Below are 23582 nucleotides of genomic sequence, written 5' to 3'. Positions count from 1 at the left end.
ATCTCCCCTCCCGGCCTCAGTTGAACATTTGCGCGTTGCCGGGATGGTAGCCCGAGCCCGGCGTCAGGAAGCGCTCGCGCTGGATGCGGCCCTGTTCGGCAGCGGTGGCGCGCTCGGCCTCGGACAGCGCGTTGGCGCGGCCGTTTGCCGAAATCACCGCGATCAGATCCGAGAGCTGCTGCGATTGCAGTGCGAGGAGCTGGTTGCCCGCCTGCGTGGCCTGCAGAGCACCGACCGCATTCTGGCTCTGCCCCACAAGCGCGGACATCTCTGCGCGGTTGGCATCGATATTGCCGACGACACCGGCCTGCACGCGCATGGCATCCTGGAGGCCGCCGACGGTGTTCTCCCAACGGGACCGGGCCTCGGCGATCAGTTGCTGGTCGGTCGCCGTCAGGGAAAGGTTGCCATAGTCCTGCTGGAACATCTGGTCGATGCTCCGCACATCGAAGGCGATGTTCTGCGCCTGGGCCAGGAGTTGTTGCGTGCGGCTGACGTTCTGCTGGATCTGCTGGAGCCCGGAATACGGCAGGTTGGCGAGATTGCGCGCCTGGTTGATCAGCATCTGCGCTTCGTTCTGGAGCTGTGCGATCTGGTTGTTGATCTGCTCCAGAGCGCGCGCCGCGGTCAGGAGGTTTTCGGCGTGGTTGGTCGGGTCATAGACGATGAACGGACCGCCGCCGATGCCAAAGAGCGCATGGGCGGGCGGTGCTGCGATGGGCGACATGGCCATGGGCATCGCCAGCGCGAGGGCGAACAGCGACGGGCCGGCGAACCGAAACGTGATCTTGCGTGTCATGGTGTGATTTCCTCTTCTTCAAGATCGATGTCCGCCTCCTCAACAACAGCGGAGGCCGGAGATGCCCCCTCTGCGTCGATGGCGAGATTGGTGAGGTCGGGGATCAGGTCGGCGGCCCAATCGAGGCCATGCGCCTTCAGCCAGGCGGTGAGGAAGCCGTCTTGGCCGTGCTCGGCGCAGATTTCGGCAATCAGCGCCTGATCCGATTTGGACGACGCCGCGCAGAGTGCGAGTCCGACATCGCTGAGACCCAACTCGAACAGCCGGTTGCCGCGCCGCGACTGGCAGTAGTAGTCGCGTTTGGGCGTGGCCCGCGCGAGGATCTCGATCTGCCGGTCATTTAGGCCGAAGCGGCGATAGATGGCCGTAATCTGCGGCTCGATGGCCCGCTCGTTCGGCAGCAGGAGCCGTGTCGGGCAACTTTCGATGATCGCAGGCGCGATGGCGCTGCCATCAATGTCGCTGAGGCTCTGCGTCGCGAAGATCACCGAGGCGTTCTTCTTCCTCAGCGTCTTCAGCCACTCGCGGAGTTGCTCCGCGAAGGCATCGTCATCGAGCGCGAGCCAGCCCTCGTCGATGATGAGCAGCGTGGGTCGCCCGTCGAGCCGATCGCCGATCCGGTGGAACAGGTATGAGAGGACGGCGGGCGCCGCGCCGGTTCCCACCAGTCCCTCGATCTCGAAGGCCTGCACATCCGCCGATCCCAGTTGTTCGGCCTCGGCATCGAGCAGCCGGCCATAGGGCCCACCCACGCAGTATGCGCGGAGCGCCTGCTTGAGGTCGTTGGACTGCAGCAGGACCGCGAGGCCGGTCATGGTCCGCTCGCCCACAGGGGCCGAGGCCAGCGAGGTCAGTGCCGTCCAGATATGTTCCTTCACATCCGGGGTGATCTGGATGTTCTCGCGCGTCAGGATGGCGACGATCCAGTTAGCCGCCCAGGCGCGCTCCGACGTCTCGTGAATGCGGGCCAGCGGTTGCAGCGAGACGGAGTTCTCGTCCGCGTCGGTCAGCTCTCCGCCGAGGTCATGCCAGTCGCCGCTCATAGCGAGCGAAGCGGCGCGGATCGAGCCGCCGAAGTCGAAGGCGAAGACCTGGCTGCGCGAGTACCGCCGAAACTGAAGCGCCATCAGCGCCAGCAACACGGATTTGCCCGCGCCGGTCGGGCCGACGACGAGGATGTGACCGACATCCCCGACATGAAGAGAAAACCGGAACGGGGTGGAGCCTTCGGTCCTGGCGTAGAGCAATGGAGCGTCGCCGAAATGCTCATCCTGTTCCGGCCCCGCCCAGACCGCCGAAAGCGGGATCATATGGGCGAGGTTCAATGTGCTGATCGGTGGCTGGCGGACATTGGCATAGGCATGTCCGGGCAAGCTGCCGAGCCAGGCATCGACGGCATTGACCGTCTCGACCATGACGCTGAAATCGCGGGACTGGACGATCTTCTCGACCAGCCGCAGCTTCTCGTCAGCGCGGCGGACGTCCTCGTCCCAGACCGTGATCGTGGCCGTGACATAGGCCATGCCGGCCACATCAGCGCCGAGTTCCTGCAGGGCCATGTCCGCGTCGGCGGCCTTGTTCGCAGCATCGGTATCGACCAGTGCGGATTGCTCGTTGGTCATCACCTCCTTGAGGATCGCGGCGATGCTCTTGCGTTTGGCAAACCACTGACGGCGTATCCGGGTCAGCAGCTTGGTTGCATCCAGCTTGTCCATGAGGATGGCCCGGGTCGACCAACGATAGGGAAAGGCCAGCCGGTTCAACTCGTCGAGCAGGCCCGGGGTCGTGGCGCCGGGAAAGCCGGTGATCGTCAGGACGCGGAGATACTGATTGCCCAGGCGCGGTTCCAGCCCGCCGGCCAGCGGCTGGTCGGGCAAGAGCGCGTCGAGATAGACCGGCACCTCGGGCACGCGCACGCGATGCCGGTTGGTCGAAATCGTCGAATGCAGGTAGGTCAGCGTAGCCGCGTCATCGAGCCAATGGCAGTCCGGCATGAAGCCATCGAGCAGTGCCAGCACGCGATCCGTTCGGTCGATGAAGCCGCGCACCTGTTCCCAGGGGCTCACACCCGAGGTTTCGCGTCCCTCGTAGAGCCAGGATTCTGAGCGTGCCGCATCCTCCGCCGGTGGAAGCCAGAGGAGCGTCAGGAAGTAGCCGGATACGAAATGGCTCCCCGCCTCTTCGAAATCGGCCCTGCGCTCGGCATCGACCAGCGCCGATGCCGCATCGGGGAAGGTGCTCACCGGATAGGTCGCAGCCTCAGAGCGCTGCGCTTCCACGAAGATCGCCCACCCGGAACCGAGGCGGCGGAAGGCGTTGTTCAGCCGTCCTGCCACCGCGACCAGTTCGGCAGCGACGGCGCTGTCCAGATCGGGTCCCCGAAACTTCGCCGTCCTCTGAAACGAGCCGTCTTTGTTGAGGACCACGCCCTCCCCGACCAGTGCCACCCAGGGCAGGTAGTCGGCGAGGCGCGAGGCCGTGCGGCGGTATTCAGCAAGATTCATCATGGGAGTTCACACCGAGAGATGACCGGGAATGCGCAGATGTCGGCGGGCGACGTCGACGAAGAGCGGATCGCGCCTCGCCGCCCAGACAGCAGCGATGTGGCCGACGGCCCAGATCAGGATCCCGACCAGCCAGAGTTGAAGCCCGAGGCCGACCGCACCGGCGAGCGTGCCATTGAGGATGGCAACCGAGCGCGGTGCGCCGCCGAGCAGGATCGGCTCGGTCAACGCGCGGTGGACCGAAACGCTGTATCCCGGCACCGCGTCGAGGGCCTCGAAACTCAGCGCCATCAGATCAGCGCTCCGCCACCAAAGCTGAAGAAGCTCAGGAAGAAGGACGAGGCCGCAAAGGCGATGGAAATCCCGAAGACGATCTGGATCAGCCGCCGGAAACCGCCCCCGGTATCGCCGAAGGCCAGCGTCAGACCGGTGACGATGATGATGATCACCGCCACGATCTTGGCCACCGGCCCCTCGACGGAGTCGAGGATGGATTGCAGAGGCGCTTCCCAGGGCATGGAAGACCCTGAGGCATGAGCGGCCGGGGCGACGAACAGGCTGACGTAAGTGGCGGCGACCGCAGTGGCGATGTGCTGGCGGATGTGCAGGGCGTGACGGATCATTCGGGATCTCCTTGTTCGTGAGTGGTGGGAGCTGAAATTGCAGGTGAAATCCGGTAGTCGCCGTCCGGCCCGAGGCCCTCGACACGGGCCAGTTCGGCCAGACGACGTGCGGAGCCACGTCCGGACAGGACGGCCACGAGGTCGATGGTCTCCGCGATCATGGCGCGGGGCACGGTGACGACGGCTTCCTGGATGAGTTGTTCTAGGCGGCGCAGCGCACCGATGCCGGAACCGGCATGGATGGTGCCGATGCCGCCCGGATGTCCGGTGCCCCAGGCCTTGAGAAGGTCCAGCGCCTCGGCGCCGCGTACCTCACCGATCGGAATACGATCGGGGCGCAGACGCAGCGAAGAGCGCACCAGATCGGACAAGCTCGCAATGCCGTCCTTGGTGCGCATCGCCACGAGGTTCGGCGCGGCGCATTGCAGTTCTCGGGTGTCCTCGATGATCACGACGCGATCTTGCGTCTTCGCTACCTCGGCGAGCAGCGCATTGGTTAGCGTGGTCTTGCCCGTGGACGTGCCGCCGGCGACGAGGATGTTGGCGCGGGTGGCGACCGCCAGGCGCAGCGCCTCGGCCTGCATCCCGGTCATGATTCCGGCGATGACGTAATCTTCGAGGGTGAAGACGGCGACGGCGGGTTTGCGGATGGCGAAAGCCGGAGCGGCGACCACGGGCGGAAGCAGCCCCTCGAAACGCTCACCGGTTTCCGGCAGTTCTGCGGAAACGCGAGGGGACAGGCCATGAACTTCGACGCCAACATGATGGGCGACGAGGCGAACAATACGCTCGCCGTCCGCTGCGCTCAGCGTCTTGCCGCTGTCGGCCAGCCCCTCGGAAAGTCGGTCGACCCAGAGCCGCCCATCGGGGTTGAGCATCACCTCGACGGTCATGGGGTCGTCCAGAAACCCGGCGATCGCCGGCCCGAGCGCGGTGCGCAGCATCCGCGCGCCTCTCCGGATCACTTCTGGTCTCTGATCGGTCTTCGCCATGCCGGCCCCGTTCCCTCACGGGCGCCTCCAACAGGCCGCCCTGGATCGGGGTCGATTAAGAAAGCCGTAAATACCTACGGCTCAATAGGTTTCCGAGGGGCGTAGTAGCGTGGCGCGCAAAGACAGGTCATCGGCGGAACATGCCCGGCCTACCCCCCCGCAGGAAGCGTCGTGGCAACCGGCATACGAACGTTGTGATTTGAGTGGAAACCCGAAGTTCGCTGCCGATGCGAGCTTTCGTCCATAAGGATAAATGTTGAAGTTTGACTCGGCCTAAATCGGGGACCAGTTCTGCACAGTCGCAAATTGACTCTGGACCGTTTTCTGACCGATGCTCCGGACGAAAGTCCGGTGCACGCAGGATATGGTCTAAAGATCTTGCCGGTGGTTACTCGGGCATTAGCACGGGTCTCTTGGCCGGTTGCTGTTACCGTGCATTTCTGACGGCTTCGCGCAGCTCAGCGTGAAGTATCCAGTTCCCCGGGTCTTCATCCTTTCGTTGCTCACCGCGATAACCCAAAAACGTAGTGCCATCGTGTTCGCTGGTCGCGACATCAGACGCTGCTTTCAAGGAAAGGTAACTGGCGATCAATAGCCCTGAAGACGCAAATGCGCGATTGGCTGAAGCCTTCGACTTGTACCCGGCCGCGCTTGCCAGGCGCATTTCCGACAATCCTTCATCGTCGGCCAAGGCCAAGGCGGTCAGCATAGCGCGTTGCGGGCGCGAAAGCGCGACCTGGGCCACCGCTTCGGCATATTCCTCGACGCTCGGAACGGCAAAACCCGTTGCCGGATCGGCCCGACGATCGTCGGTTCTTCGGATTTCCCGTGCGTCGATGACATCTTGCAAGGCGGCAATCGCGGCCTCCTCCGTCGCGCCAGTCGCTTCGGCAATCAGGCCGCGCGCGTTCGTTGGCGGTTTCGGAAAGGCCCTGGCAATGTATTCCCCGGCAAGGCGCCCGGATTTGACCTGATACCGCCCGTGTTCGCCCAGCCGGACCGTTGCCGGCGTATCCGGCGACCGTTCCGCCACCTTCTTTTTCTTCTTGTCATTGAAGAGGTCGCGGCCGGTTGCCGTTCTACCTTCCGTGCTGAAGCGCGTCATGATGGCTTTCTCCGAAGATGGTTATTGGCAATATTTGCATGTGCCCGGATTACGCTGGCAAACGCCGTGCTTCCGAGAATGTGACGAGGCGGCGTTCGCTCTGGTCCCAGAGCGCGAGACGTGCGCAACTCAGGCTTTCTCGCAAGGTCACACGGTTCGAATTCGCCAGCACGTCATGGTCACGAAGCACTTCAGGGAGGCGATAGAACGGGACCCGGCTAGCCAGGTGGTGGACGTGGTGAACGCCGATATTTCCGGTGATCCAGCGCAGGATTGGCGGAAGATCGTAATGCGAACTGCCCTCGAGGGCCGCGTTCTGAATGCTCCAGTCCGCTTCGCTGTCCCAGCTTGTGTGCTCGAACTGGTGCTGGACGTAGAAGAACCACATCCCCGTGCTCGCCGCGAGGAGCATCGTGGGAAAGAAGATGAAAAGCACCACGTTCCAGCCTCCGAACCAGACCAACGCGGTCAGGATCGCGGCGATCGCGGCGTTCGTCGCCATGGCGCTGAGCCAATGCTTCCATCCCGACCGCATGAGACCGACCGGAAGCCGGTTCTGCAGGAAGAAGCTGTAGAAGGGCACGATCGCGAACAGAAACAGCGGATGACGGACAAGGCGATAAAGGCCCCGCCCGACCGGTCCCTTCGCGCGATACTCGGCCACCGTCAGGGTCGGCAGGTCGCCGATCCCGCGCCGGTCGAGGTTGCCGGTGGAGGCGTGGTGGATGGCGTGGGTCTCGCGCCAGACGTCATAGGGCGTAAGGGTGATCACTCCGATAGCGCGCCCGAGCCAGTTGCAAAGTCGCTTGCTGCGGAAGAAAGAGGCGTGCCCGCAATCGTGCTGGATCATGAAGAGCCGCACGAGAAAGGCCGCATTCGCGAGAGCCAGAACCACGGCCAGCGCAATGCTGTACGATAGCACCAACCAGGCCACGGCCCATATCGCGAAAAACGGCGCAAGCGTGACGATCAGTTCCAGAACGCTGCGCACGGGGTCGGGTGCACGATACCGGGTCAGGACACGCGACCAATGACGGGCATCGACCGGATCTTCGGTACTGGAACGGAAGTCAGTCACGGTGCCCGAGCGCTCTTTGGGGAGTGCCCGGGCGGCGCGTTCAAGCGAGCGCGAGATTGGTCGCGCTTTCGCGGCCGTCTCTTCCGGACTCGACGTCGAAGGTCACCTTCTGCTCATCGGCGAGGCCGGTCAGGCCAGCGCGCTCGACGGCGGAGATATGGACAAACACATCCTTGCCGCCCGACTCCGTTTCGATGAAGCCGAAGCCTTTGGAGGAATTAAAAAATTTCACGGTGCCATTGGCCATATCCGTGGTCTCCTGTTCTGGAATGCTGCCCACGACATGCGGCAGCCCGGCAAAGTCAGACTGAGAGATCGACTGAAGCCGGATGAACGGAAGCAGAGGTTCGCAGAGAATCACGTTGACCAGACAGAGATGGGTCTTCGGCCTCCGGAACACAAGAGCCAAGCAAGATGGGCGGTTTTTTGTTCCCCTCTTGGTCGCCCGATTCTGGTTGCCATTGACAAAGCTCTCGCCAGGCCCCACTTCAATCATACGTCATCGTTCTGCCGCGTGAGCAGGCGGCCTCATCGCCGCCCCCGGCTATGACGAACTGTTTTCCCACATCACGTAGGGGCGACGCCGCTCAGGGCGGCTTTCGGCACAATTCGGTGTCGTGGGCAGTTGCCTCGGGCGCACCCCGTCCGAACGAACGCAAAGGCGTTCGTCGGCAATACCGGACTCCGATCCGGACAAGGACTGACATGAACTTCAATGAACTCGGGCTGAACGCCCGAATGGTCTCGCGGCTCGAGAGCCTCGGGCTGACCGAACCTACGCCGATCCAGGCCAAGGCGATCCCCCATGCACTGCAAGGCCGGGACATCCTCGGGATCGCGCAGACGGGAACGGGCAAGACCGCTGCATTTGGCATTCCGCTGGTTGTGGCACTTTCCAAAGCTCAGGAAAAGGGCGCGCCGAAATCGGCACGCGGCCTTATTCTTGCGCCAACGCGGGAACTGGCCAATCAGATCGTCCAGAGCCTTCAGGGGCTGACGGCCGACCTCCGCATCACGCTCGTCGTGGGCGGTAAGTCGATCAACGCGCAGGCCCAGAAGCTCGCCCGCGGCACCGACATCCTCGTCGCCACGCCGGGTCGGCTGATCGACCTGATGGATCGACGGGCCGTCGATTTGGGCAAGACAAGGTTTCTCGTCCTCGACGAAGCGGACCAGATGCTCGACATCGGCTTCGTCCATGCGTTGCGCCGCATCGCGCCGATGCTGGGCAAGGACCGCCAAACCATGATGTTCTCGGCCACGATGCCGAAGGCAATGGCGGAATTGTCCGGGCACTACCTCGACAAGCCCATCCGGGTCGAGGCGTCGCCGCCGGGCAAGGTCGCCGACAAGGTTTCCCACAGCGTGCATTTCGTCTCGAAGGACCAGAAGCAGGATCTCTTGATCGAATTGCTGGACGGACACCGCGACGACCGCGCGCTGGTCTTCTCCCGGACCAAGCACGGGGCCGAGCGACTCATGAAGCAGCTTGATCGTGCCGGTTTCGCGGCCACCTCGATCCATGGCAACAAGAGCCAGGGACAACGTGACCGGGCCATCGCCGCGTTCAAGGACGGATCGGTGCGCGTCCTCGTCGCGACGGATGTTGCGGCACGCGGGATCGACATTCCCGGTGTGGGCCATGTCTACAATTACGATCTGCCCAACGTACCGGAAAACTATGTGCACCGGATCGGGCGCACCGCCCGTGCCGGCCGCGACGGACGCGCAGTCGCGTTCTGCGCCGCCGACGAAATTTCGGAACTGAAAGCCATCGAGAAGGTGCTCGGCATGCGTGTCGAAATTGCCGGAGGCCGTGCCTGGGAAGGGATCGGAGACGCTCCGGACGCGAAGAAAGGGCGGCGACCGCGCCGACGGTCTTCGCGACACCCGGAACGGATTGCCGCTTGACGGCACACGGCAGGCGACCTCGGGCCTGACACGGAAGAGGGCGCTGTACCGGCAGTTGATTGCGACCCGGAAATGCTTTCACAGCGAGGCGGCGCTTTCTCCGCAGGAGGATACTTCATGAATATTCCCGAATGGTTCAAGCCCGGCATCTATGGCGCCGCGATCGGCGCGGCCGTTCTCGGCATCGTCGGCTTCACCTGGGGCGGCTGGGTGACCGGCGGAACTGCACAAGATCGGGCGATGGCGATGTCCCATGACGATGTCGTTGCGGCCATGGTACCAGTTTGCCTCGACATGGCTCGAACAGATCCCGAACGCGCGGCGAAGCTTGCAGCGATCCGGGACGCTTCGACATACCAGCGTCGGGATGCCCTGATGGAGGCCGGCTGGGCGACCATGCCCGGAGCTGAGTCTCCGGACCGCGATATCGCGCAGGCTTGTCTGGCATCGCTCGACGTGGACGCCGTGGCCGAGCAGCCCGCATCCCCTGTGAACGACGGATGAGTGGCCGCAGCGCGACGATGACATCGGTGAACCTGAGTCGCGGCCATTGCCTCGCCGTGTTCGGCATGGCCGGCCTGATTGCATTTCTAGCGCTTCCGGTCTTGGCACAGGACGGCACCGGACCTGTGCCCGAGAATGCAGAGGCGCGGAGCTATGGCGGCGGCTGGGATTGCAGGCTCGGCTACCGGGTCGACGGCACAGACTGCGTTGCGATTGACATCCCGGAAAACGCTTACGCGACCGGGCGGACTTATGGTTCTGGCTGGGCGTGTCGCCGCGGGTACGAAGAAGTTGGCGGTGCGTCCTGCGAGGCGATACCCGTGCCCGAGAATGCCTATCTGCAATCATCGGGCTACGACTGGCAGTGCGATCGCGGATATCGGCAGGATCGTGAGACCTGCGTTCCGATTGTCCTTCCGGAGAACGCCTACCTCACGGAGGAGTCTTCAGGTTCTGGCTGGGCGTGCAAGCGCGGCTCCACAGCGTTGACAGACGCTTGTGTGCCGATTGCAGTTCCCGAAAACGGCTACCTTACAAATGCGAACTATGGTGCCGAATGGGCCTGCGAAAGGGGCTTCATCGAGACCGATGGCCGCTGTGATCCCGTGACGCTTCCGGCGAACGCCTTTCTGGACCAGGATTCCTACGGTCCGGGATGGCGTTGCGAGCGGGGCTTCGCGGCGGTGGACGACGCCTGCGTCGCAATCGACCTGCCCGCAAACGCCCATCTTGACCGAGCCGGAAACACTTGGCGCTGCGATCGCGGTTTTCAACTCGCGGACGGGGAGTGCGTTCTTGGACGATAGGGCGCCACGATCGGACCATGGCGACCCGCCCGGCATTCGGATGCGGATAGGCTGTCGCCTTCGTTACCGGCTGACCCAGCCGACGCCGCTCATTGCGATGCTGAATGTGCACTATTCGCGCTTCGGCGATCTCGAGCGTGCCGACTATCTAGTGACGCATCCGAGCGTGTCGCTGGAAAGCTATCGCGACGGCTTCGGCAACTGGTGCACGCGCATGGTGGCGCCGGCGGGAGAATTTACCCTGTCCACCGACGGGATATTCCGCGACACCGGATTGCCAGATCCGGTTGAGCCCAATGCCGCACAACAGGCGGTTCAGGATCTGCCCTTCGAAACGCTGGTCTACCTTCTCGGCAGTCGCTATTGCGACACAGATCTTCTGTCGGAAGAAGCCTGGCGCCTCTTCGAGAACACCCCGCCGGGCTGGGCACGCGTTCAGGCGATATGTGATTTCGTACATTCCTCGGTTTCGTTCGACTATATGCAGGCGAGCGCGACGCGCACGGCGTCCGAAACGCTGGCCGGACGGCACGGCGTCTGCCGCGACTTCACCCATCTCGCCATCACCTTCTGCCGCTGCATGAACATCCCGGCACGGTACTGCACCGGCTATCTGAGCGAGTTTGGCCAACCAAAGCCTCATCCGCCTGACGATTTCGCCGCCTGGATGGAGGTCTTTCTGGGCGGCCGCTGGTGGGTCTTCGATCCGCGGAACAACGGCCCGCGCGTGGGGAGGATTCTGATCGCGCAGGGTCGCGACGCCGCCGATGTCCCTCTGACCCAGACATTCGGACCGAATACATTGACGCAATTCGACGTCTGGACATGGGATGCCGAGGACAACCCCGCCGAGGCCCCGTCCAGTTCTCGAAACTAGGCAGCGGCGTGTCCACGCCGGTCCTTATCAGTCTGCCCTTCCTCGGCCCGCTGGCGAGGCAGTTGGTCCGCCTGTCTGAAGGGGAATTCGCAATCTGAAACCAATTAGGAGAATTGAGATGACCACCACGATCAAAACGACTGCCGTATTTCTCCGACCGTTCCAGCTTCCGAGTTTCAACGAAACTCTGCCGCCCGGCGAATACGAGATCGAGACCCAGCTGATCGAGCCCGTGGACTGGATCGAACCGGGCACATGGACATCGTCCGTGCTTGTGCGCCTCCATCCCCGAGCCTCGCATCCCGGGCTAGACCGAACGCTCACCGTGCCGCTGGCCGAGCTGGAGCATGCGGTCGCAAAGGACAAGCTCACCGGCAAGGCTCTGATGGATTACTTCCTAGAGGAGATGCTGGCCGACCCGATGATCCGCCTCGTCATGCAGGCGGACGGCGTGGCAGAGGCTGAACTTCGCGACCTCTACTCGGCTCAGCCTAAAGGACGGCGGGGCGACGCACTGGAATCAGGCCTGGCTGATCGGCGAAGCACAAGAAACATTTCAAACGTTTCCGGCCCGCGCGTCGGAAGCGGGCGCCCGGGGATCGGAGAATGAGTGCTGTGTCGGGAGCCCGACTATCCTGTCCGGCTGGGAGCAGTTCCGATGTTTCCGCCAAGGCGCTGCGATGACCGATGCCCCGATCCATCTCGACGCTCGCCGGACCGCAACCGCAAGGCATGAGACGGAAATGCGGCGGCGACCTGCGAACGACCCGCCGCCCTTGATGCCCTTGGCACAACCGCATCTCGGAAGTCTCGAAGACCAGATATTGGCGGAACCTGCACGGACATGGGTCGAGGTGATGGAGAAGTGGCGGTTCCTTCTCGAACGGTATGCGGTAACGCCTGATGCCGGCGATGAGCGCATTCAGAAACTCATCAAGCGCGCAACTGGCGACATGGAGCGGCTGCGAAAACGAGAGGAGCGCAAATGACGATGAAATCCACAGACGCGGAAGTTGAGACAACCAGAGCAACGGCAGACATTGCTGCCGAGCGTGTCTGCCTGAAGTGCCGGTCGCCCTTCTGGAGCGAAGGGTTCGGTGAGCGAGTATGTTCGCGCTGCAAGGCTTCTTCCGTCTGGCGCGCGGCGATCTCCGAGGGTGGCGGACACGGGCGTCGACGTTCCGGCGGTCGATTGTCATAGGTCTCGCCGATGCCATCCGTAACCATCACGCACACGACCAGCTATCGATATCGCACCGCAGTTACACTCGGGCCGCATCGGCTGATGCTGCGTCCGAGGGAGACCCGGGATCTCGGCCTCACCACCTTCGATCTGAAGATCAGTCCAGAGGCCCGCATCGACTGGTCACACGACGTTGCCGGCAATGCGGTCGCAACGGCGCAGTTCGACGCTATGACGGAGTCGCTTTCGATCCGGTCCTGCGCGCAGGTGGACCTACGCGCCCCCATCTGGCCGGTCTTCCCGATCGCCGCCTACGCCGCGTCTTATCCGTTTCCGTACACTATCGATGACCGGACCGACCTCGGGAATTTGGTCATGCCACAATATGCCGACGATGTGGGGCGGCTGCCCCATTGGATCGAAGCATTTGTCATGGGACAACCGACCGACACGCTTTCCCTACTGAAGGACATCAGCAACGGCGTTACCGCTCAGATATCGTATCAAAGCCGGGAGACGGAGGGCACGCAAGGACCGCTGGAGACCCTCGACAGAGGGTGGGGATCCTGCCGCGATTTCGCGGTGCTATTTGCCGAAGCCGTCCGAACGCTCGGCTTCGGCGCGAGGATCGTTTCGGGATACCTCTTCAATCCTTCAGGAGGCGAAATCGGCTCCGCGGACGCCGGATCGACGCATGCCTGGGTTGAGGTTTTCGTTCCCGGGGCCGGCTGGATTCCCTTCGACCCCACCAACAGATCGGTCGGCTCCACCAATCTCATTCCTGTGGCCGTTGCGCGAAGGATCGAGCAGGTTGCGCCGGTGACCGGCAGCTTCCATGGGAGATCCGCCGACGTGTTGTCAATGGAGATAAGCGTGGATGTGGAAGGCGCCTGAGACCCGCTCGTCGGAGTGTCAAAATGGAAGGAGAATTGCGTTTCTATCTTGGTCGCGGTCTTCACCATCAATGCGCATGGAGGATTGGACAAATCCGTCTGCTCAATCAGAGTAGTGAACGGCGTAGTATGCTCTCTGTGTGCAGTCGGACCGCAGAAGTCTCCAAAGGGCATTACGGCCGATATTTACGTCCGCTGACCGAATTGGAGGAAAGTCCGCGTCGTGTAGAGCCGATTGGTCCTAAGTACACATTCGCGGAGAATGGCCGATTTGACGGGCCGCAACCCAGCATCCGAGGTATGATATGGGCGGCTGATTTGGGCCGTTGAAACCCACAATATTGATCGCTCCTACGGCCCCACACTTTACGACGGTACACTACACCTCGTCGGCGCGCCTATTCACGATCTGCCAACCTCATCGACATCCTCCGACACCTCCTGCCGCAGCTTCGGCCCCTGCGCGAGGCGCCGACCGAGAGCCGAGATAAATGCCTCGTAGCGCTCCCCTGCTTTCGCCCGTGCTGCCTTGGCCGCGGGTTCCGGCAGAGCCGGTGTTGTCGCAAGCCAGAAACGGATGAACACCGCCAGGCTTTCGACGGAGATCCCGACATCGCGTTCCAGCCGGGTGATCCGCCTGTCGATCTGATCCAGCCGCCGGGCCAGAACCGCCTCGCGGCGCTCTGCGTCATCCGGGGAGAGGAAGGATGCGATCGCGGCCTCGGCCACCATCGATTGGGATCGGTCGCGCCGGGCGGCAAACTCCGCCAGCATCTGCATGACCTCGGGATCGAGGTAGACCGAGATCTTCGTCTTCTTGCGGCTCGAGGTCATGATCAAAGCTCCATCCCGTCGTCGGGATTGAGGGAGACCTGGCGCGCGACACCGCGCATCTGGTGCATGATGCGGCGATTGCGGATGGCGCCATCGTCTTCATCCTCGGGTGGGTCGAATTCAAACTCGTTCTCGAGAGGCGTCTGCCTGTCGGCCGACCGAGTCTGCGCCAGCTCCGGCTGAAGACGGCGCTCTGACGCAGTCGGGTCCTCATCCTCCGATCCCGTCTCGGATACTGGCTCCAACTCGTCGTTCTGCGTTGGGACGGCCAGACTGCTCCAGTCATCCTTCCCGGACGCGCCTACATCCACCAGGTCGGGTGGCGGCAAGACCCGCTCGGTGAACCGCGCATCCTCGTAAAACCGTGCTTTCGTCGCACGGATCGGTGGTGTCCCGGCCACCATGACGATCTCGTCGGACGGCGGCAGCTGCATGATTTCTCCGGGGGTGAGCAAGGCCCGCGCGGTTTCCGATCGGGACACCATGAGATGGCTAAGCCACGGCGCCAGACGGTGGCCGGCATAGTTCTTCATCGCCTTCATTTCGGTGGCGGTGCCGAGGGCGTCGGATACCCGCTTGGCCGTACGCTCATCATTGGTCGCGAAGCTCACCCGAACGTGGCAATTGTCGAGAATCGAATTATTCGGGCCGTAAGCCTTCTCGATCTGGTTCAGCGACTGGGCGATAAGGAAGCTCTTCAGCCCGTAGCCCGCCATGAAGGCCAGCGCGCTCTCGAAGAAATCCAACCGGCCGAGCGCCGGGAACTCATCAAGCATCAGAAGCAGCCGATGCCGGTCATCCTTGCCCTGCAGGTCTTCGGTCAGGCGTCGACCGACCTGGTTGAGGATCAGTCGGATGAGCGGCTTGGTGCGATTGATGTCCGAGGGGGGCACCACGAGATACAACGTGACGGGACGCGCTCCCCCGACAATGTCGCCGATCCGCCAGTCGCAGTGGCGCGTGACCTGCGCGACGACAGGGTCGCGATAGAGGCCAAGGAAAGACATTGCCGTCGAAAGCACACCGGAGCGTTCATTCTCGGACTTGTTGAGCAACTCGCGGGCGGCACTGGCGACCACGGGGTGCGGTCCCGCCTCGCCCAGATGCGATGTCCGCATCATCGCGCGGAGTGTGGACTCCACGGGACGCCGCGGGTCGGACAGGAAGTTGGCGACACCGGCCAGCGTCTTGTCCTTCTCGGCATAGAGGACGTGCAGGATAGCACCGACGAGCAGGCTGTGGCTGGTCTTCTCCCAGTGGTTCCGCCGCTCCAGGCTCCCCTCGGGGTCGACGAGGATGTCGGCGATGTTCTGGACATCGCGAACCTCCCACTCCCCACGGCGCACTTCCAGCAGGGGGTTGTAGGCCGAAGAGTTCGGATTGGTCGGATCGAACAGCAGGACCCGACCGTGCCGAGCCCGGAACCCCGCGGTCAACTGCCAGTTCTCGCCCTTGATGTCATGAACGATGGCCGAGCCGGGCCAGGTGAGAAGAGAAGGCACGACGAGCCCTACCCCCTTGCCGGATCGCGTCGGGGCGAAGCAGAGCACATGCTCCGGCCCATCGTGGCGCAGATATTCCCGCTCATAGCGGCCGAGGACCACGCCATCCGGGTCTAGAAGTCCGGCCGCTTTCACTTCGCCTTTCTCGGCCCATCGGGCAGATCCATAGGTCGCTACGTTACGGGCCTCGCGGGCGCGCCAGACCGACATGGCGATGGCTACGCCGATGGCGATGAAGCCGCCAGAGGCGGCGATAATCCCGCCAGTCGCAAAGACCGGTGGCGCGTAGGCCTCGTAGAAGTACCACCACCAGAAGAAGGCCGGTGGATAGTAGACGGGCGTCCCGAGCAGCACGAACCAGGGCGGGCCCAGCTGTGCCTGATAGCCGAGGCTTGCAGCCACGTATTGCGTCGCTCCCCAGGTGGTGGCCAGAACGATGAGGAAGACAATGGAGATCTGCCCCCAGAGGATCTTTGTTGCGGACATGACTGTCGCTCCTTTCCGGTGTGTTGATCAGAGGCCGAGGCCGCGCTTGCGGCCAAAGTCCCAGTCCACTCCGCTGTCCCCGCGCGCGACGCCGGTGACATCCCGGCCGAGGTGCTTTTCGAGAGACGGAGACCAGGGCACGAGCTGGAACCCAAGCGCGCCGTCAGTTCCATAGCCCTCGATCATGGCAAAACGGCCCGAAGCCAGCGCGAGACGCTGGCGATAGATGCCGCTGACGTAGTCACCCGAATCCGCCTTGTTGAACGGCAACCCGGTTTCCGCCGAGAGCTGCATGCCAACCGCCTGCAACTCCCGGTCGCGCAAGGTCCCGAGCAGGCGCCGGGCAAAGATCACCCTGCCGTCCCGCCGCTCTCCTAGCCCTTCCGTGATCAGGTGCTCGGCCCGGGCTTCCAGGGCCTGCCGGACCTCGGCACCGAAGCCCTGGTCCGACAGAGCGAGCGGGTCGCGCGCGATGGCCTGCCGGTCGAGCCAGGTGGCCCCCGACGCGGAGACCTGCGCGGCAAGGTCCAGGTCGGACCGGGCCGCCAGTGCGACGCGACGCTGGCCACGCGCGTCATCATAGGCACGGAGCTCCACGATAGAGCCTGGGGCGCTGTCGCCGGCGGCGTCGAGATGAGGCAATCGGATATGGTGACTCCGGCCATCGACACCATCGACGACGGCATAGGCCGTCCCCTTCAGCTCGTCATCGAGACCCCGCTGGACCAGACGGCCGATGACAGGAACATCGAGGCTCTCCGCGGCAAGGACGAAACTCGAGGACCCGCGCTCGATCCCCCGTTCCGTCAGAGCCCGATGCATCCGCTTGATGATGTCGCCACGCTCCCCCATCTCGCGCAGGACCGCTTCGGCATCGTCCCTGATGCGCCATTGCGACTGTCCGATCTGGTCGGCGACGCCGAGCATTTCCAGCCGGCGCAGACGCCCGACCTTCAGCGCGTGCAACGCGTCCGGCTGCCGATCCGTATCCGGCGCCAGGTCAAGGATGCGCGAACGCCCCGCATCCCGCAGCAACTGTCGATCGAGCTGCGTCCAACGCTCTGCCCCGATCTGACGTTCAAGCGTCCGGCGGATGTCGAGATCGCTGCGCGGGCCCAGTTCCTGGGTGATGATATCCCGTGCCCTGTCGCGCATTCCCTCTTTGATGTAGTCCCGCGAGATCACGAGATCCTGGCCGTCGTCGCGTACGCCCCGAACGATCAGATGGACATGCGGATGGGCGGTGTTCCAGTGGTCGACGCCGACCCAGTCAAGAGACGTCCCGAGATCCTGCTCCATCCGCCCGACGAGATCGCGGGTGAAGGATTGCAGGTCGGACATGTCCGGCGCGTCGTCGGGCGAGACGATGAAGCGGAAATGATGACGGTCATCGCGACACCGCTCGGCAAAGGCCCGGCCATCGGCATCCTCCGTTCCCGGCCCGAAAAGCCTGGCCTTTTCCCCGTCCCGGGTCACGCCGTCCCGGCGCAGGTAATCGAGGTGGGCTGCGAGAGGCGCGGACGTCCCGCTGTGCCGGACTACACGCGCCTTGACCACCGCGCCGCGCGTGCGGGCGGTGATGAGGCGATTGGCCTGAATGCTGGCGCGTTGACCGCGCCCGAAGCGGGACCGATTGCCCCGAGTGACGTGCCTGGCCCGCGAGTCACCACCCCCGGCCTTTTTCGCCGCAGCCAGGGCCTGTGCGACAAAGGGACGGGCCTGCTGCGCCCGGGTCGAGCGGATACGCCCCGGGCGGATGCGGAACTCACGATCATCGGGCATGCGAGTTCCCCACACAGTGCGAAACCGCACTGAATATCAGAGTGTTAGGCACATCTCGCACGGTGCGCCCACGCGCCACACGGTGCGGAGCGCGGCGAAAACATGAACAAAAACAACCACCCAACCGACGCGCACCGTGCGCCCTTTTATCCTGCCATCCTTCGGTCGTGGTGCCCGCCACCACCACCCGCCCCCACAAAAGCACGCCAGAGTACGATGGAGCGCGAAGTGCGATCTCCCGGGTCATGGCTGGACCTCACCAGTCTCCCGCTGGACAAAGAGGCCCTCAGGCTGCGGGGTGATGCCCGCCTGCGGCACCGCCGGGACGGGTGTAGCAGAGCCGCCGACGGTGCGGTGAGGCGACACAGGATCGGTCGCAGACGCGCGGTCTTCGCGGCTGATGAAGAGCGCCGCCTCACGCCAATCGAGCGGCCGGACTGCAGTGATGGTGGTGCCCGATGGCCGCTCGCCAAGCAGCACGGGTGCAAGCGCAGCGACATAGGCGCGCGTCTCGGCCGGCAACGGACGATCCGCCAAGCGGTATTCGTCGTAGCGGGCGGGACCGGCGTTATAGGCCGCCAGCATCGCCGCGACATCGCCATAGCGATCCCACATCTCGCGCAGATAGGCCGTGCCCGCGAGGATGTTGTCACGCGGATCGTAAGGGTCTCGGCCAAGACCATGACGGATGCGCAGCCCGGCCCAGGTGTCGGGCATTACCTGCATCAGCCCCATCGCACCCGCGGAAGAAACCGCACGCAGATCGCCCGCGCTCTCTGCCCGCATCACGGCCATGATCCAGGTCGTCGGTATGCCGAAGCGCTGCGATGCCTCGGTGACCTGGGCGGCGTAGGGATGCACGGCGATTGCGTGTTCGGACACAGCGGTTTGCGCCAAGAGCGGCTGCGTGGCGGTGACCGGGATGAGGAGGCCGGAAAGAAGAAGGAGGAGAATGCGGTGGCAGATGCCACCGCTCCCCGAGGCGGGACGGGTGCAGGACATGATCATGGTCAGTCCTGCTCGTCGCGTTTCTTAGGGCGGGTCCAGTGCAGCCCCCATGCCCTGCCCTCCTCATCCGACTGGAACAGGCGGGCGCGGATCGGATGCTGGAAAACCGGATCATCGAGCAGGACCGAAACGAAAGCCCCTGCGGTTTCGCCGGTGTGTTTCCAGCCCGCGCCAACCTCCGGACCATCCTCGTCACCGAGATGAATGCGATAGGCGGGAGCTTTGTCGGAATCGACGTTATCGGTTGAAACAAAGGTCAGCTCCAGGTCCAGAGAGAGCGTGCGAAGTTGTCCGGAATAGCCGGACGGGGTGCGTGTAAATTGGCCGATCTGTGGCATTGGAAGCTCCTTCCTCATGCGGTGAATGGGAGGCAGGCCGCTGGCACGTCCCGCCATAAGCGCGCGTCATCGCTCCGGCGCGTGCCAGACGAGGCGGCCATCGCCACCCCCGTCGGTGAACAGTGGACTGGCCCGGCCGATCACCGCCGAGGTGGGGAACGGACCGAAGTAGCGGCCATCGAAGCTGTCAGAGACCGCCGGGTTCATCAGGAAGACCTCGCCCTCTACGATGGTGCGGCAGCCCTGCCAGACGGGAAGATCGCGGCCCTGGCTGTCGCGCTCTCGCGCCTCCCCCAGGTGTCTGCCATCGACGGTGATCGCGGCCCCGTCACGGCAGACCCGTTGTCCCGGCAGCCCGATGACGCGCTTCAGGATCGGCACATCGCGACCGACATAGCCGCGCGCGACCATGAAACCTGCAAAGGGTTCGGGCGGCATGACGGCGACCAGATCTGGCACCTTGAGCCGGTCCGCCGGCGCGATGGTGTAGAAACCAATCGGCACGCTGGCCGAGGCGTTCCAGACCAGCCGTGGCGCAGCCGGCATGCTGCCGGCGATGACGGTAGCGAGCGCCCCGACCGTCGCCATGATGTAGCGGGCACGGGTCATTTTCCGATCTCCCGGCGCCGGAGCCATGCGGCATGGCGTTCCGCCGTATAGGGTCGCGGCGCTTCGCCCGCCTTCATCCAGTGGGCGACATGGCACCAGTGATCGGGATCGACGTCGGCGGCATCGATGCCGAGACCCTCGATGGCATCGATATGGCGGAGGACCTTCTCGACCTGGGGCCAGCCTTCGATTTTCAACAAAATCTCGCCACCTGGGCGCACGAAGGGCAGCGTCTGATAGGAACGGCCGGGCGCCATCGTCCGCACGATGTCGATGCGCGAGACGACGGTTCCATAGTCATTCGCCACCCAGCGGACGAAGGCAAACACGGAGCCGGGACGGAAGAAGACAATGCGGCGGCTGCGGTCCAGGACCTGCTCCCCTGCCCCATTGCCGAACCGGATCCAGAACTCGGTCCGCTTCTCCAGCCAGATCAATTCGACACGGGTCATGCCATCGAAGCGGAAAGAGTAACCCACAGTCCCAGACGAATTGTCTGGCCCCAGAATGATGCTCATCACCGGCCTCCCGGAGGATCGAGTGGCAGGCGTGCCAAGGCTGGGCGACGGACCGTGTCGGAGGCGGGGCTGTCCGGGAGCGATCCGGCAGCACCAGGCATGCTCGATGCGTCCGGGTTCGCAGCCTTTCGAAGCTTCCCGGCTGCACCGCGAATGGTGTTTTCCACGCCATCCGCGCGCTCTTCAAAGTTAGATTCTTCGTTAGATTCTAAGTTAAGGGCGCGAATTCCACTTTTACTTCTGTGCGTTACACCCTGTTTGGGTTCCTGATAGCACGAGACCCCGGTTCCTGATGGCACGATAGTCCGGGTTCCCGATAGCACGAGCGCATTCACAGGTTTTCCACAGCCCGGCGCAGGCTCGAAGGCCAGCAACCTGCGGCCACCAACTTCAGTTTCGAGAAAGAGCGTGTATCCCGGCAGCGGCTGCCGCCGGATGATGTCGCGAAGCTCGAAGGCAAACCGCTTGAAGGGCGACAGTGCCCCGGACTTCTGGTGAAGATGATGGAAGTCGAAACGCCAGCCATCCCGCTGCCGGCCACCGTGCTTGCGCACCAGGCGATACAGCCAGCGGTCGAGCCCGCCGGTCAGGTCGAAATACGCCCGGTCAATGGTGAGGATGAGCGCATTGTCGAGCACGGCCTGGTAGAACCAGTCGGGCACAATCAGTTCGATGCCGTCCGGGCGCCCGTCACTGTCGCTGCGCTCCTGCCATTCGTTGATCCAGGAGAAGCGGTGCCGGCGCCCTTCCGCCGGCTGCCGGATGGAGGTGGAGATCGTCGTCGACTGCAGACGATCCAACGCCGCCTTCAGGCGCTGATAGTCCCGCGAACTGGTCCCGCGGCCGACATAGGTGAGAATCTCGTATGGGGTGGCGGCCATCAGCCGGGAGGTGCGCAGACCCGCGTCACGCGCCTCGACGATCTGGCTGGCCGCCCAGATCAGGATGTCGGCATCCCAGATCGTGGCCATGCCGTGATCGGGAACCGCCTCGACCCGGATGCTGACGCTGCCAGTGGCAAAGTCGATCGGCGCAACGCGCTTCGACTTGGCGAGGGAGAAGAAGGGATAGGCCATGAGGTCCTGCGCATCTCTGGGGGCGAAGTCACCGGGCAGCGCGCGGAACAGATCGAGCTGCCCACGCTCGGAGCGGGGTTTGCGTCCATCGGTCATGACGGCATTGCCGCTACGTCAGCGAACGAAGCGGTCGGGCTGCTGGAGATTGGCGAGCGTGTGGCGTTTCGCCGGCAGCACCTGTCCGCGCGGATCGGAGGTCGAGGTGACAGCGCCGCGTCCGACCCAGGCCTGCAGGTCCTCGATCGCGTAGACCACACGTCCGCCCAGCTTGTGGTAGGCGGGACCGGTGCCGTAGGTCCTGTGCTTCTCCAAAGTGCGAGCGGACAGGCTCAGGAACTGGGCGGCTTCCTTGGTGCGCAGATAGCGCGGGGGAAGTTCGGTTGAGATGGCGGACATCGGGCGTCTCCCTGCTGTGTGTGACCAGTGCCGCGAAACAGCGGCTGATGACGGTCACGATGGCGAAGCGCGCCCGGTCAGATGCAGTGGGGAGTTGGCAGGGATAAATTCGCACACCGCGGCGCGGGATCGCCGGCCTAGAGGCGGCGCTGGTGACGCAGGAGCTTGCGATAGCCGCCTGCGATCAGATCACGCCCCTCGCGGAGGAGGCTGGAGACGGCAAAACGGGCCGAGGAGACCTGCCATTCATCGCGGTCCAGGTGACCGGTCCGGAACAGCACCTCGGCGATCTGCTTCTGGGTCGCGCCGTCGAAGGCGGCGTCGGAGGCCTGGAGGACCCGCCGCAGGCGTGCTTTCTGCTGCGCGGTCAGGCGGGTGTCGCGGGGGATTGAACGACGTCGATGCTGATCCGCCAACAGCCGCTGGATCGCCTCGATGCGATCAAGGCCTTCGGGGCCGAGAGGAACAGTGGCAACAAGCCGACCACGGTCTTTCAGGGGAGCGACGAGATGCAGGTATGTCCCGTCCGGCAGCCTGTGGCGCAGGTGCTTGCCAATGGGGGACGCCCTGCCCGTCGGGGCGACTACTTCACTACCGGGGGCGTCTGACTCTTCAGCCAGCGCCTCCGGGGCAACCGCGAGGATCACGGCGCTGGTATCGATTTCGGGGCGCCAGAATATCTCGGCGACAGTCGCGCTCAGACCGGGCCGTATCGGGAAAGCACAGACCCCATCGACGGCCGACCTGATCCCTCAGGTCAGCCCTCTCAGGTGGTCCCCCTGCAAGTTCTGCATAGTCATCTTGATACTCGGGATTGCGGCGCAGGCATTCCCAGCCGAGTTCCGGCGCGGCCAGATCATCGAGATAGTCATAGGCCGCCTGGTCACGCCAATTCGAGCGGTCGGGTTGCATGGCATCGCCTCTCCCCTGGGTTGATCTCAGGAAAGGATTCCGGGAGATCAATCACTTGGGAAGTCCGCCCCAAGGCATCAGGTGATGCGTGGGACGCATCACCTTCTCAGCCGGTGCGCCCCGCGGCCAATTGCCGATAGCCCTCGGAACTCAGCCAGCGAGCGCGTTCAAGATGGGCGTCGTGGACCAGGCGCGCCCGCTCAGGCTCTTTCTGCGTATCGAGCCCCAGGATGATCTGCGCGGCCTCCTGCCAACTCGCGCCTTCGCCTGCAGCATCGAGCAAACGCATATACTGCGTCATGTGACAACGGTCATAATCCGTCACCACGGCCCCTTGCGGCGGTACATCCTGCAATTCGCCTCTTCTCACGCGCAACCCCATTGCGGTTTGCCAGCATGTTTAACACGGTTGTTCGATCTTCTTGTGAGCATGGCGACGGCGGACATCCCTCTTCGGAGAGACGTGCCGGAAAACTCAGCCCTTCGGGACGGCCTTCGCCTGAACATGCATCACTCCTATCCCCTGGTCGGAGTTCAGGAGCAGAATGCCATTCGCTTCAAAAGCCCGTCGAACCTGATCGCGCGTGGTCTCGTAAACCTCGAGTCCGCTTTCGGATTCGAGGCGCTTGAGCGCGGTCAAAGATACCCGGGCCTCATCCGCAAGCTGCTCCTGTGTCCATCCAAGAAGCGCACGCGCGGCCCGCGATTGTCGGGCGGTGATCATGCAGATCACCTCCCATCCGGCCCGGCGCGCGCGCCAGAACTACGACTTCTCTATTCGGACCAACCGGATAGCGGGGAATCCCTCACTCCCCAGCGGCTCATTTACATACTATAGTTGATAAA

At 63.7% G+C, this 23582-nt stretch carries 28 protein-coding genes; 7 read left to right on the top strand and 21 right to left on the bottom strand.

What is annotated here, in order from left to right; all coding sequences use genetic code 11:
• Window positions 1-16 precede the first annotated feature (16 nt).
• The 8 genes from trbJ to D3P35_RS11060 all read right to left on the bottom strand — a co-directional run bounded on the left by trbJ (window position 17) and on the right by D3P35_RS11060 (window position 7348).
• Window positions 17-799, bottom strand: a complete 783-nt coding sequence (gene trbJ, locus D3P35_RS11090) for a P-type conjugative transfer protein TrbJ (RefSeq protein ID WP_118134797.1) — start codon at window positions 797-799, stop codon at window positions 17-19.
• Entirely contained in the window at window positions 796-3306 is a 2511-nt protein-coding gene (gene trbE, locus D3P35_RS11085; protein WP_118134796.1) for a conjugal transfer protein TrbE, read from the bottom strand. Before trbE ends, trbJ begins: the two co-directional genes overlap by 4 nt.
• 6 nt (window positions 3307-3312) lie before the next feature.
• On the bottom strand, window positions 3313-3594 hold the full coding sequence (locus D3P35_RS11080) for a VirB3 family type IV secretion system protein (protein ID WP_118134795.1): 282 nt from the start codon (window positions 3592-3594) through the stop codon (window positions 3313-3315).
• Complete coding sequence (locus D3P35_RS11075; protein WP_118134794.1) at window positions 3594-3926, bottom strand: TrbC/VirB2 family protein; 333 nt, start codon at window positions 3924-3926, stop codon at window positions 3594-3596. Before D3P35_RS11075 ends, D3P35_RS11080 begins: the two co-directional genes overlap by 1 nt.
• On the bottom strand, window positions 3923-4918 hold the full coding sequence (gene trbB / locus D3P35_RS11070; protein WP_118134793.1) for a P-type conjugative transfer ATPase TrbB: 996 nt from the start codon (window positions 4916-4918) through the stop codon (window positions 3923-3925). Before trbB ends, D3P35_RS11075 begins: the two co-directional genes overlap by 4 nt.
• Before the next feature lie 427 nt (window positions 4919-5345).
• Window positions 5346-6023, bottom strand: coding sequence for a hypothetical protein (locus tag D3P35_RS26130; RefSeq protein ID WP_157982107.1), 678 nt, complete (start codon window positions 6021-6023; stop codon window positions 5346-5348).
• Window positions 6024-6072: 49 nt separating this feature from the next.
• Window positions 6073-7101: a fatty acid desaturase gene (locus D3P35_RS11065; protein WP_118134792.1), complete on the bottom strand. Its 1029-nt coding sequence runs from the start codon at window positions 7099-7101 to the stop codon at window positions 6073-6075.
• A gap of 40 nt (window positions 7102-7141) precedes the next feature.
• Window positions 7142-7348, bottom strand: coding sequence for a cold-shock protein (locus D3P35_RS11060; protein WP_118134791.1), 207 nt, complete (start codon window positions 7346-7348; stop codon window positions 7142-7144).
• Window positions 7349-7806: 458 nt separating this feature from the next.
• Between D3P35_RS11060 and D3P35_RS11055 the strand changes: the two genes are divergently transcribed.
• The 7 genes from D3P35_RS11055 to D3P35_RS11035 all read left to right on the top strand — a co-directional run bounded on the left by D3P35_RS11055 (window position 7807) and on the right by D3P35_RS11035 (window position 13276).
• Complete coding sequence (locus D3P35_RS11055; RefSeq protein ID WP_118134790.1) at window positions 7807-9012, top strand: DEAD/DEAH box helicase; 1206 nt, start codon at window positions 7807-7809, stop codon at window positions 9010-9012.
• Between the two features lie 117 nt (window positions 9013-9129).
• The gene (locus D3P35_RS11050) at window positions 9130-9516 is read left to right on the top strand and encodes a hypothetical protein (RefSeq protein WP_118134789.1); all 387 of its coding nucleotides are present in this window, start codon (window positions 9130-9132) and stop codon (window positions 9514-9516) included.
• A gap of 17 nt (window positions 9517-9533) precedes the next feature.
• Window positions 9534-10322 (top strand): hypothetical protein, encoded by a 789-nt coding sequence (locus D3P35_RS26125; RefSeq protein ID WP_157982106.1) that lies wholly within the window; start codon window positions 9534-9536, stop codon window positions 10320-10322.
• A gap of 34 nt (window positions 10323-10356) precedes the next feature.
• Window positions 10357-11199, top strand: a complete 843-nt coding sequence (locus tag D3P35_RS11045) for a transglutaminase family protein (protein ID WP_118134909.1) — start codon at window positions 10357-10359, stop codon at window positions 11197-11199.
• Between the two features lie 118 nt (window positions 11200-11317).
• Window positions 11318-11809 (top strand): hypothetical protein, encoded by a 492-nt coding sequence (locus D3P35_RS11040; protein WP_198670569.1) that lies wholly within the window; start codon window positions 11318-11320, stop codon window positions 11807-11809.
• A gap of 70 nt (window positions 11810-11879) precedes the next feature.
• Window positions 11880-12188 carry a hypothetical protein gene (locus tag D3P35_RS26120; RefSeq protein ID WP_157982105.1) on the top strand — a complete coding sequence of 103 codons (309 nt, stop codon included), beginning with the start codon at window positions 11880-11882 and terminating at the stop codon, window positions 12186-12188.
• A 221-nt stretch (window positions 12189-12409) separates the two neighbouring features.
• Window positions 12410-13276, top strand: a complete 867-nt coding sequence (locus D3P35_RS11035; RefSeq protein WP_118134788.1) for a transglutaminase family protein — start codon at window positions 12410-12412, stop codon at window positions 13274-13276.
• 401 nt (window positions 13277-13677) lie between these two features.
• Here D3P35_RS11035 and D3P35_RS11030 read toward each other — a convergent pair whose 3' ends face one another.
• The 13 genes from D3P35_RS11030 to D3P35_RS10975 all read right to left on the bottom strand — a co-directional run bounded on the left by D3P35_RS11030 (window position 13678) and on the right by D3P35_RS10975 (window position 23460).
• The gene (locus D3P35_RS11030; RefSeq protein WP_118134787.1) at window positions 13678-14109 is read right to left on the bottom strand and encodes a CopG family transcriptional regulator; all 432 of its coding nucleotides are present in this window, start codon (window positions 14107-14109) and stop codon (window positions 13678-13680) included.
• Window positions 14110-14111: 2 nt separating this feature from the next.
• A complete protein-coding gene (locus D3P35_RS11025) occupies window positions 14112-16097 on the bottom strand; it encodes a conjugal transfer protein TraG (protein WP_118134786.1) in 1986 nt (661 codons plus the stop codon).
• 27 nt (window positions 16098-16124) lie between these two features.
• A complete protein-coding gene (locus D3P35_RS11020; protein ID WP_118134785.1) occupies window positions 16125-17879 on the bottom strand; it encodes a VirD2 family relaxase/mobilization nuclease in 1755 nt (584 codons plus the stop codon).
• A gap of 243 nt (window positions 17880-18122) precedes the next feature.
• A complete protein-coding gene (locus D3P35_RS11015) occupies window positions 18123-18887 on the bottom strand; it encodes a lytic transglycosylase domain-containing protein (protein ID WP_118134784.1) in 765 nt (254 codons plus the stop codon).
• A 2-nt stretch (window positions 18888-18889) separates the two neighbouring features.
• Window positions 18890-19225: a DUF736 domain-containing protein gene (locus D3P35_RS11010; RefSeq protein ID WP_118134783.1), complete on the bottom strand. Its 336-nt coding sequence runs from the start codon at window positions 19223-19225 to the stop codon at window positions 18890-18892.
• A 66-nt stretch (window positions 19226-19291) separates the two neighbouring features.
• The gene (locus D3P35_RS11005) at window positions 19292-19834 is read right to left on the bottom strand and encodes a S26 family signal peptidase (RefSeq protein ID WP_118134782.1); all 543 of its coding nucleotides are present in this window, start codon (window positions 19832-19834) and stop codon (window positions 19292-19294) included.
• Window positions 19831-20352 carry a DUF2840 domain-containing protein gene (locus D3P35_RS11000; RefSeq protein WP_118134781.1) on the bottom strand — a complete coding sequence of 174 codons (522 nt, stop codon included), beginning with the start codon at window positions 20350-20352 and terminating at the stop codon, window positions 19831-19833. Before D3P35_RS11000 ends, D3P35_RS11005 begins: the two co-directional genes overlap by 4 nt.
• Window positions 20352-21524 carry a replication initiator protein A gene (locus D3P35_RS10995; protein ID WP_118134780.1) on the bottom strand — a complete coding sequence of 391 codons (1173 nt, stop codon included), beginning with the start codon at window positions 21522-21524 and terminating at the stop codon, window positions 20352-20354. The genes D3P35_RS11000 and D3P35_RS10995 overlap by 1 nt, the downstream gene beginning before the upstream one ends.
• Before the next feature lie 18 nt (window positions 21525-21542).
• Window positions 21543-21824, bottom strand: coding sequence for an AlpA family transcriptional regulator (locus D3P35_RS10990; RefSeq protein ID WP_111774782.1), 282 nt, complete (start codon window positions 21822-21824; stop codon window positions 21543-21545).
• 137 nt (window positions 21825-21961) lie between these two features.
• On the bottom strand, window positions 21962-22471 hold the full coding sequence (locus D3P35_RS10985) for a DUF2285 domain-containing protein (RefSeq protein ID WP_232830458.1): 510 nt from the start codon (window positions 22469-22471) through the stop codon (window positions 21962-21964).
• Window positions 22437-22736 (bottom strand): transcriptional regulator domain-containing protein, encoded by a 300-nt coding sequence (locus tag D3P35_RS26980; protein WP_370030968.1) that lies wholly within the window; start codon window positions 22734-22736, stop codon window positions 22437-22439. Before D3P35_RS26980 ends, D3P35_RS10985 begins: the two co-directional genes overlap by 35 nt.
• 106 nt (window positions 22737-22842) lie before the next feature.
• Window positions 22843-23118, bottom strand: coding sequence for a DNA -binding domain-containing protein (locus D3P35_RS10980; protein WP_118134779.1), 276 nt, complete (start codon window positions 23116-23118; stop codon window positions 22843-22845).
• A 93-nt stretch (window positions 23119-23211) separates the two neighbouring features.
• A complete protein-coding gene (locus D3P35_RS10975; RefSeq protein ID WP_058099626.1) occupies window positions 23212-23460 on the bottom strand; it encodes a helix-turn-helix transcriptional regulator in 249 nt (82 codons plus the stop codon).
• Between the last annotated feature and the right edge of the window lie 122 nt (window positions 23461-23582).

The organism is Oceanicella sp. SM1341 (genome assembly GCF_003448965.1).
Classification (GTDB): Bacteria; Pseudomonadota; Alphaproteobacteria; order Rhodobacterales; family Rhodobacteraceae; genus Paroceanicella.
Note: the sequence above shows the minus strand (reverse complement) of the source record. Positions and strands in the feature narration are given on the sequence as shown.

Excerpts from the sequence above, each read along its gene's own strand:
- trbJ (WP_118134797.1), bottom strand. The coding sequence starts at position 799 with ATGACACGCAAGATCACGTTTCGGTTCGCCGGCCCGTCGCTGTTCGCC.
- trbE (WP_118134796.1), bottom strand. The coding sequence starts at position 3,306 with ATGATGAATCTTGCTGAATACCGCCGCACGGCCTCGCGCCTCGCCGAC.
- D3P35_RS11080 (WP_118134795.1), bottom strand. The coding sequence starts at position 3,594 with ATGGCGCTGAGTTTCGAGGCCCTCGACGCGGTGCCGGGATACAGCGTT.
- D3P35_RS11075 (WP_118134794.1), bottom strand. The coding sequence starts at position 3,926 with ATGATCCGTCACGCCCTGCACATCCGCCAGCACATCGCCACTGCGGTC.
- trbB (WP_118134793.1), bottom strand. The coding sequence starts at position 4,918 with ATGGCGAAGACCGATCAGAGACCAGAAGTGATCCGGAGAGGCGCGCGG.
- D3P35_RS26130 (WP_157982107.1), bottom strand. The coding sequence starts at position 6,023 with ATGACGCGCTTCAGCACGGAAGGTAGAACGGCAACCGGCCGCGACCTC.
- D3P35_RS11060 (WP_118134791.1), bottom strand. The coding sequence starts at position 7,348 with ATGGCCAATGGCACCGTGAAATTTTTTAATTCCTCCAAAGGCTTCGGC.
- D3P35_RS11055 (WP_118134790.1), top strand. The coding sequence starts at position 7,807 with ATGAACTTCAATGAACTCGGGCTGAACGCCCGAATGGTCTCGCGGCTC.
- D3P35_RS11050 (WP_118134789.1), top strand. The coding sequence starts at position 9,130 with ATGAATATTCCCGAATGGTTCAAGCCCGGCATCTATGGCGCCGCGATC.
- D3P35_RS26125 (WP_157982106.1), top strand. The coding sequence starts at position 9,534 with ATGACATCGGTGAACCTGAGTCGCGGCCATTGCCTCGCCGTGTTCGGC.
- D3P35_RS11040 (WP_198670569.1), top strand. The coding sequence starts at position 11,318 with ATGACCACCACGATCAAAACGACTGCCGTATTTCTCCGACCGTTCCAG.
- D3P35_RS26120 (WP_157982105.1), top strand. The coding sequence starts at position 11,880 with ATGACCGATGCCCCGATCCATCTCGACGCTCGCCGGACCGCAACCGCA.
- D3P35_RS11035 (WP_118134788.1), top strand. The coding sequence starts at position 12,410 with ATGCCATCCGTAACCATCACGCACACGACCAGCTATCGATATCGCACC.
- D3P35_RS11030 (WP_118134787.1), bottom strand. The coding sequence starts at position 14,109 with ATGACCTCGAGCCGCAAGAAGACGAAGATCTCGGTCTACCTCGATCCC.
- D3P35_RS11025 (WP_118134786.1), bottom strand. The coding sequence starts at position 16,097 with ATGTCCGCAACAAAGATCCTCTGGGGGCAGATCTCCATTGTCTTCCTC.
- D3P35_RS11020 (WP_118134785.1), bottom strand. The coding sequence starts at position 17,879 with ATGCCCGATGATCGTGAGTTCCGCATCCGCCCGGGGCGTATCCGCTCG.
- D3P35_RS11015 (WP_118134784.1), bottom strand. The coding sequence starts at position 18,887 with ATGATCATGTCCTGCACCCGTCCCGCCTCGGGGAGCGGTGGCATCTGC.
- D3P35_RS11010 (WP_118134783.1), bottom strand. The coding sequence starts at position 19,225 with ATGCCACAGATCGGCCAATTTACACGCACCCCGTCCGGCTATTCCGGA.
- D3P35_RS11005 (WP_118134782.1), bottom strand. The coding sequence starts at position 19,834 with ATGACCCGTGCCCGCTACATCATGGCGACGGTCGGGGCGCTCGCTACC.
- D3P35_RS11000 (WP_118134781.1), bottom strand. The coding sequence starts at position 20,352 with ATGAGCATCATTCTGGGGCCAGACAATTCGTCTGGGACTGTGGGTTAC.
- D3P35_RS10995 (WP_118134780.1), bottom strand. The coding sequence starts at position 21,524 with ATGACCGATGGACGCAAACCCCGCTCCGAGCGTGGGCAGCTCGATCTG.
- D3P35_RS10990 (WP_111774782.1), bottom strand. The coding sequence starts at position 21,824 with ATGTCCGCCATCTCAACCGAACTTCCCCCGCGCTATCTGCGCACCAAG.
- D3P35_RS26980 (WP_370030968.1), bottom strand. The coding sequence starts at position 22,736 with ATGCAACCCGACCGCTCGAATTGGCGTGACCAGGCGGCCTATGACTAT.
- D3P35_RS10980 (WP_118134779.1), bottom strand. The coding sequence starts at position 23,118 with ATGGGGTTGCGCGTGAGAAGAGGCGAATTGCAGGATGTACCGCCGCAA.
- D3P35_RS10975 (WP_058099626.1), bottom strand. The coding sequence starts at position 23,460 with ATGATCACCGCCCGACAATCGCGGGCCGCGCGTGCGCTTCTTGGATGG.